Here is a 2111-nt window from a genome sequence, read left to right as displayed (position 1 = left end):
CTCCCTCTACGGCAGCACTCCCGCGACAAAACCGGAAGTCATGAAGAAGACGAGGGGTTATGCAGTCGCTGGCTGACCAGAGTGCGCCCCTCCTGGGTGTAGAGCTGCCAGTAGTTCCAGTAGTTGCCAAACACGGACTTCACATAGCCCCGGGTTTCGGGGAAGGGGATCTGCTCCACAAACACGTCCGGATCCTCGAAGCCAAAGCGGTTCAGCCATCTGGCCACGTTGCCGGGGCCACCGTTGTAGCTGGCCAGGGCCAGCAAGGTGTTGTCTTGGTAAGTGCGGTGGGTGTAGTCGAAGTACCAGGATCCCAGGTAGAGATTGTCGGCGGGGTTGGTGAGGCTGTACTGGGCCAGGCCGATCTGCTGGGCAATCCAGCGCCCGGTGGCGGGCATCACCTGCATCAAGCCCAAAGCCCCCGAGGCCGAGACGATCTCTGGCTCAAAGCGGGATTCCTGCCGGATCAGAGCCGCCACCATCAAAGGATTGAGGTTAAATTGCCGTGACCAGTGGGCCAAGCCGGGTTGGGCGTAGGGATCCCCGCTCCAGGAATTGTCTGGGCCCGCATAGTAGTGCAGCGGATAGATGGCCTGCCAGAAATCTTGGCGCTGCCTCAACGTCTCCAGCAAGGGATCCGGCTCTTCGCTAAAGCGCAAAGCAGCCACCTGGTTAATGCCCCGCAGGTGCTCTCCGGCGCTGTTGCGCAAAATGCCCGTAACAAAGCGCTCGGCAACGCTCATCTGGCCGGGATCCCGCTGCACCGGAGTTTCGCCCTGCCAGCGTTCCCAGGCCAGTTGGCTGGCTCCCATCAAATGCAGGGTTTGCGTAACTGCAGAGACCCCTGGCAACGGTTGGCGCACCGGCTGAAAATCCACCTCAACCCTTTTGCGCCCGCTGTAGAAATCCCCCACCGGCCAGCCCAGTTGCACTGCCGACCGCCAGCCGTAGTAGGTGTGGGGAAACTGACGCAGTACCTGCCGATAGGTCTGCCGAGCTGCAGCCACATCCCCCTGCTGTTCCCGCCATTTGCCCGCCCAGTAGAGCAGTTGTGCCCCCATTTCTGTATCCCGCTGAGCAGATCCGATCTGTTGGGCCAGGGCGATGGCTTGGCTGAGATTGCCTGCTTGTGCTTGGCTCCAGGCCACTGTCCAGGCGGCATTGGCTGCAGCTTCGCTGGCTGGAAAGCGATCCCAAAGGGCTTGCCGAGTAGCCTGGGCCGATTGGGGGCTGGCGTTGCGATCGTAAAGCTGGCTGAGGCTAAGCAACGCCTCTGGAGCTTCTTTATCTGAGCCGGCTCCCACCTGTCGAAGCAAGTCGATCGCCGTCGGCAGGTCGCTCAGTTCCGCCAAACGGCGGCGGGTGAGAGAAGCCTCTGGCCCATCGGGAAACTGTGCCAGCAGCGCTTGGTAAGCCGCTTTGGCCTGGGGAAACTCCCGCGAGATCTGGTGGCTGCGGCCCCAGCGGTAGAGGTTCTGAGAGGTGGCGGGGGCACGCCCATAGGCCCGGGCAGCTTTGCCGTACTCCCGTTGCTCCCAGTAGGCATCGGCGAGGATCTGCCAGTCGGAAGCCGTGAGGGATCCCTCCTGAGCCTGCCGCCAGCGATCCAGCAGCGGCGTTAGCCCAGGGGTTTGCGGGTGATGTTGGGCCAAATCCCGCAGCAGGTCATAGCGGTCGGGATCCAGCTCCAGCAAATGCTTGAGGGCACGTCCGGTCAGCGGGTGGGTGGGAAATTGCTGCCGCAGCCGATCCACCTGGCCCATCCCCCAGAGGGCGTAGGCGGCCACAGGACTGTGGGGATATTCCTGCAAAATCTGGGGCCACCAGATCCCTTGGGCTGTTTCCTTGTCCTGCAACTGTTCATAGGCTTGGGCCCTGAGCTTCCAAATCTCTTCCCTCAGAACCGGCAGGCTCTCTTCCAGCCCCTGCAAATGCTTCAAGGCAGATTGCGCTTGGCCGGCCTGTAGCGCTGCATAGGCTTGCAGAAAGGCCGTTGTGGAAGTTTGAGGCAGTTGCGTCGGATCCCTGTCTTCTCGTGCAGAGGCCACTTCTACGGTTTCTGCCCAGGATGAGGTGTAGAAGCCCCAGACAGCTCCACCCAGAGCCGCTCC

The 2111-nt window shown here is 61.9% G+C and carries 1 protein-coding gene; it reads right to left on the bottom strand.

Annotated elements, in window-relative coordinates; genetic code table 11:
- Window positions 1–38: 38 nt before the first annotated feature.
- Window positions 39–2111: transglycosylase SLT domain-containing protein (locus tag NW820_RS02450; RefSeq protein ID WP_414406594.1), on the bottom strand; the 2073-nt coding region annotated here is incomplete at its 5' end.

Source organism: Synechococcus sp. R55.7, assembly GCF_047461955.1.
Classification (GTDB): domain Bacteria; phylum Cyanobacteriota; class Cyanobacteriia; order Thermostichales; family Thermostichaceae; genus Thermostichus.
The sequence above is the reverse complement of the archived record's forward strand: the minus strand, read 5'-3'. Positions and strand labels throughout refer to the sequence as shown.